The organism is Candidatus Methylomirabilota bacterium (genome assembly GCA_036002485.1).
Lineage (GTDB): Bacteria > Methylomirabilota > Methylomirabilia > Rokubacteriales > CSP1-6 > AR37.
Genome location: DASYTI010000226.1, coordinates 1 through 5,016 on the forward strand (window position 1 = coordinate 1; position 5,016 = coordinate 5,016).

Sequence of the window (5,016 nt, forward strand, 5' to 3'; positions counted from 1 at the left end):
ATCACGGGCGTCCTCATCGCGGCCTTCGGCGGCGCCATTGGCTTCGGGCTGGCGGCTCTTGCCTCCTATACCGCGCTGGCGCTGTACAGTCGCCTGCGCCTCCGCGGCACGTCTCCCGCCGGCCGTGGCCAGCACGTGCTCGAGCAGTTCGCCGAGGGTCTCAGCTTCGTCGGCCGCAATTTCGTATTTACCTGCCTGATCGCCCTGGCGCTTTTCAATAGCCTGTTCGCCATGTCCTACCTCACGCTCTTGCCGATCTTCGCCGATGCGTACTTCCATGCCGGCTCGACCGGGTACGGACTGCTGAACGCCGCGCACGGCACGGGGGCGCTGGTGGGCTCGCTCACCGTGGCAACCATCGCTCATCTTCTCCTGCGCCGGGGGACGGCCTTGCTGGTGGGTGCGGCGTGCGTGGGGGCGCTCTTGATCGTCTTTTCGTTCTCACCGGGGATGTGGCTGGCCCTGCCCGTGCTGGTGCTGGTGGGCTTCTGCAATACTTTCTACCTGATGCAGGTCAGCACCTTCCTCCAGCAGAAGGTGCCCGACCACCTGCGCGGCCGCGTGATGAGTCTCTACGCGCTCTGCTGGAACCTGCTGCCCCTCGGCGGTCTCCTGGCCGGCGTGCTGGCCGCCGCCGTGAACGCGCGCTTCGCCGTGCTCTTCGGCGGGGCCATGGTCGCCGCCAACGCGCTCCTGCTCCTCGCCTCGAGAAGGCTCCGGGCGATCAGCTAGCCTGGACTATTCGCGAATGCGTGAACTGCATCCCGGCCACCCCCTTATCTACTCAGCCCTCGCCTCAGGGCTTCACCCTTCAGCTCGAACCGCGGCCCTCTCCCCTCTGGGGGCGAGGGATCAAAATGAATCCCTCTCCCTCGGAGAGGGAGAGGGCTGGGTGAGGGTGGCGTTGTCTCACGAATAGTTCCGGCTAGATCCCGCGTTGCTTGACGAGCCGGGTGGCCGGGGCTAGCATCCTCTTCGGTTGAGTGGAGGGGCCGCGTGTGAAGTGTTCGAGCTGTCAAGCCGAAGCTCCGTCGGATGCGGAGTTCTGTCCCGACTGCGGGACGAGGCTGCTGATCCCATGCCCACAGTGCGGCACCTCGAACAGCGCCGGCAACCGGTTCTGCAAGAAATGCGGCCAGACGCTGGGGGCGGCGCGTCCCCCGGCGGAGAGCGAACGCTTCGCTTCACCCCACGCCTACACCCCGGAGCACCTGGCTGAGAAGATCCTCACCTCGCGGGCCGCGCTCGAAGGCGAGCGCAAGCTCGTCACCGTGCTCTTCGTCGACGTCTCCGGCTTCACCGCGCTGTCCGAAGGGCTCGATCCCGAGGACGTCCACGCCCTCATGGACCGAGCTTTCGAGCTGATGCTCGGCGAGGTGCACCGCTACGAGGGCACCGTCAATCAGTTTCTCGGCGACGGCCTCATGGCCCTGTTCGGCGCGCCCGTCGCCCACGAGGATCACCCCTTGCGCGCGGTCCACGCGGCCCTCGGCCTCCAGCGCGCGCTCGCCTCGTACCGCGACGAGCTCCGCGCCCAGCGCGGCATCGAGTTCCAGGTACGCATGGGGCTCAACACGGGTGCGGTGGTCGTCGGCAAGATCGGCGACAACCTCCGCATGGATTACACCGCGGTCGGGGATACCACGAACCTGGCCGCGCGACTGCTCGCCCTGGCGGAGCCCGGCCAGATTCTCGTGAGCGAGGACATTGCCAAGGTCGTGAGCCCTTATTTTGTTCTCCAACCCGTGGGCGAAGTGAGCGTCAAGGGCAAGACGCTCCCGGTCCGGCCGTACCGCGTCGAGGCGGCGCGCAGCGTGCGCAGCCGTCTGGAGGCCGAGAGCGAGCGCGGGCTCACACCGCTTGTCGGACGTGAGCACGAGCTGGCCCTGCTCCAGGGCACCTTTGCCGATGTCCAGGCCGGCCAGGGCCAGGCGGTCTTCGTCTACGGCGAGGCAGGCATCGGGAAGTCGCGTCTCTTGCTGGAGTTCCGCCGCCAGGCGGAGGCCGCCGGCGCGCGGTGGGTGCTCGGCCGCTGCGTCTCCTACGGTCATACCATCGCCCACCTTCCCGTCCTCGACCTCCTGCGCGACCTCTTCGGCATCAAGGAAGGCGACAGCGTCGAGACAATGCTGGACAAGGTCGAGGGCGGGATTCGCGAGGCCGGGGACGACGTGGCGTGGACGGCGCCCTTTCTCCGCGCGCTCTTCTCGCTCGACCCTCGGGATGCCGCGGTGGCGGCGATGAGCCCCGTGCAGCGCAAGGGGCGCACGGCAGAGGCCGTGCGCGATCTCCTCCTCGCGCGCGGCCAGAAACGTCCCCTGGTGCTCGTGGTCGAGGACCTTCACTGGATCGATCTCCACTCGGAGGACATCCTGCGTCTCCTCCTCGAAGGCATGGCGGCCGCCCCCCTCATGGTCGTGCTGACCTATCGACCCGGCTATGCCCAAACCTTCGGCGAGCAGACGTACTTCACGCGGATCACCCTGCGCGCCCTGCCGGAGGCGCAGACGGCGGCCATGGTGCAGAGCGTGCTCCAAGCGGAAGTCCCGCTGGAGGCGAGCCGGCTCGTCGCCCGGAAGGCCGAGGGCAATCCGCTCTTCGTCGAGGAGCTGGCCAAGTCCCTGGTCGAGGACGGCACGCTCGAACGCGTCGATGACGGGTACCGCCTCGCCCGCGCCCTCACCGACGCGCACATCCCCGATACCATCCAGGGCGTCATCATGGCGCGTATCGACCGGCTGCCCGAGGGCTCCAAGGCCGCCCTCCAGATCGCCTCCGTCATCGGACGGGAGTTCACTGCCCGGCTCGTCGAGCGCGTGGCCGCCCTGGGGCGCGACGCGCGGCAGGCCCTGGGGGAGCTCCGGGCGGTGGAGCTGATCTACGAGAAGGCCCGCTCGCCCGAGCTGGAATACATGTTCAAGCACGCCCTGACGCACGACGTGGCGTACGAGACCTTGCTCCGGCAGAAGCGCCGCGAGTTGCATCGGCGCACGGGCCAGGTGATCGAGGAGCTGTACGCCGACCGCCTCCCCGAGTTCTACGAGACTCTGGCCTTCCACTTCACTCGCGGAGAATCGTGGGACAAGGCCGCCGATTACCTGCTCAAGTCCGCCCTCAAGGCGCGCGCGAGCTTCGACTACCCGGAGGGCAGTCGCCTCTGCACCCAGGCCATCGAGATACTCGGGCGCTCAGGCGGCAAGCCCACGGAACTGGCGCGGGCCCACGAGATGCTGGGCGACCTCGAGAGCCTCCAGGGGCGCCTGGAGTCGGCCAACCTTGCGTACGAGCAAGCACTGGCGCTTTTCGACGATCCCGCCGGCCGTCAGCGGCTCGGCAATAAGATCCACCGCCCGAGCACGGTCGTCCGCGAGGGAGGGAAGATTGCCTACTATGAGCACGGCGTGGGGGAGCCGACCCTGGTCCTCTGCCACCCTGCCGTCTACGGGATCGCGACGTTCCAGCTCCTAGTGGAACAGCTCTGCCAGGACTTCCGCATCGTGACCTGGGATCCTCGGGGCACGGGAAGGTCAGATCCGCTACCTGGCCCGTACTACGTGAGGGACTACGTAGAAGACCTCCGCGCAGTGATCGAGGCCATAGGCAATCGCCCCGTCGTCATCGTCGGCAACTCGCGTGGCTCGACGGTCGGGGTCCACTTCGCCACGAGCTATCCCCACCTGGTCGAGAAGCTCGTCCTGGCCGGGCTCGGCCCGGCTCGCGCGCGCCGGGACCCCACCTACCCCCACGCCGATCGCCTGGACATGGAGTTCTTCGGCCGGCTCTCTGCTGCCATGGCGGCCAATGACTGGCCGGCCGTCGTGCAGATGTTCATTTCGCAAGCCTGCGTCGGCGAGCCCGGATGTCAGAAGCTCACCGAGGGCGGCATTCGACTCTGGAACGAGATCCCGCTGGAAACCCTGAAGAACTTCTTCATGCTCGACGATCCCGGCCGCGATGTCCGCGCACTCCTGCCCGCGCTCCGGGCGCCCACCCTTGTGCTGCACGGTGAATTCGATCGGATCACACCGGTGGAGGTAGGCCGCTGGGCCGCGGAGCAGATCCCGGGGGCTCAGTTCTATGCGCTCAAGGGTCGCAGCCACGCGTTGGTCCTCACGGCCATCGCGGAATTTGTCGAGCTGGTGCGCCGCTTCGTCCGCACCGGCCGCGTGTGATCTCGCTCCCGAAGCCCACTCGCGCCTACGACCACACGTCGCGCGGGATTGGCAGTCCGTCCAGGTCGACGTCGGTCAGCGGCGAATCCGCCGGGACCGCCATGCGGTCCAGGAACCAGTAGATCTGGCGCAAGTGCTGGGCGGCATGCCAGGTCGTGCGCTCCATGAAATCGTGGGCCGACTGCGGCCCGTAGTACGTGCTGACCATGCCGTCGCACCAGCCAGGCTGCGCGCAGTACGCCGCGACGCGGCGGCGCACCGTCTCGCCGTGGCGGGCGATGGCCTCGCCATCCGCCATCTCGGCCGGAGGGCTCTCCTCGAACCACTGCTCGGACAGGTGTCCCTGCTCACGGGTGTCGACAAAGGACGCGCTCACCCGGAAGACGTGAAAGCCGAGCTGGCGCACGGTCCGGTCGCGACCGGGCGCCTTCATCCCGAGCTGGTCGAGCGGCACCTGGCGGATGGCGCGCTGGGTAGCGGCGAGCACGACGTCGAGCCGCCGCGCCAGCTCAACCGGCGAGAGCTGCTGGCGCTCTTCGTAGCGGGCGCCCACCAGCTCGGCGAGCGCTTTCGGGTTCCAGCCGTGCACCACGCGGTCACCCACGATAGTCGCGGGCACGCGCGGGATGCCGAACGGCTCGAGGTCACGCTTTCGCTCGGGCTCGGCCTCCACGTCGAACCCGTCGAACTTCACTCCCCACGACGAAAGTAACTCCTTCGTCTTGGCGCAGGAGCTTCAGCCCTGCCGATAGTAGACTCTGGCGACCGTTCTGGCTACTTGGGTTTTGTCCTCGCTCATCTCGCTCTCCCTTCACCAAGATGCTGGTTGCGTAGAGGTTGCGTC

Annotated in this window: 3 protein-coding genes and 1 pseudogene; 2 read left to right on the forward strand and 2 right to left on the reverse strand. The window is 67.8% G+C overall.

Features of this window, described 5'->3' with window-relative positions; all coding sequences use genetic code 11:
* Both VGT00_20130 and VGT00_20135 read left to right on the forward strand, forming a co-directional pair.
* The coding region (locus tag VGT00_20130) for an MFS transporter (protein ID HEV8533741.1) at positions 1-732 on the forward strand (732 nt) is incomplete at its 5' end.
* Between the two features lie 266 nt (positions 733-998).
* Positions 999-4,172 (forward strand): alpha/beta fold hydrolase, encoded by a 3,174-nt coding sequence (locus VGT00_20135; protein ID HEV8533742.1) that lies wholly within the window; start codon positions 999-1,001, stop codon positions 4,170-4,172.
* A gap of 25 nt (positions 4,173-4,197) precedes the next feature.
* On the opposite strand, the gene VGT00_20140 is transcribed toward VGT00_20135, so the two are convergent.
* On the reverse strand, positions 4,198-4,791 hold the full coding sequence (locus VGT00_20140; GenBank protein HEV8533743.1) for a DinB family protein: 594 nt from the start codon (positions 4,789-4,791) through the stop codon (positions 4,198-4,200).
* A pseudogene (locus tag VGT00_20145) lies at positions 4,771-4,890 on the reverse strand (hypothetical protein). The gene VGT00_20140 and the pseudogene VGT00_20145 overlap by 21 nt, the downstream one beginning before the upstream one ends.
* Positions 4,891-5,016 lie beyond the last annotated feature (126 nt).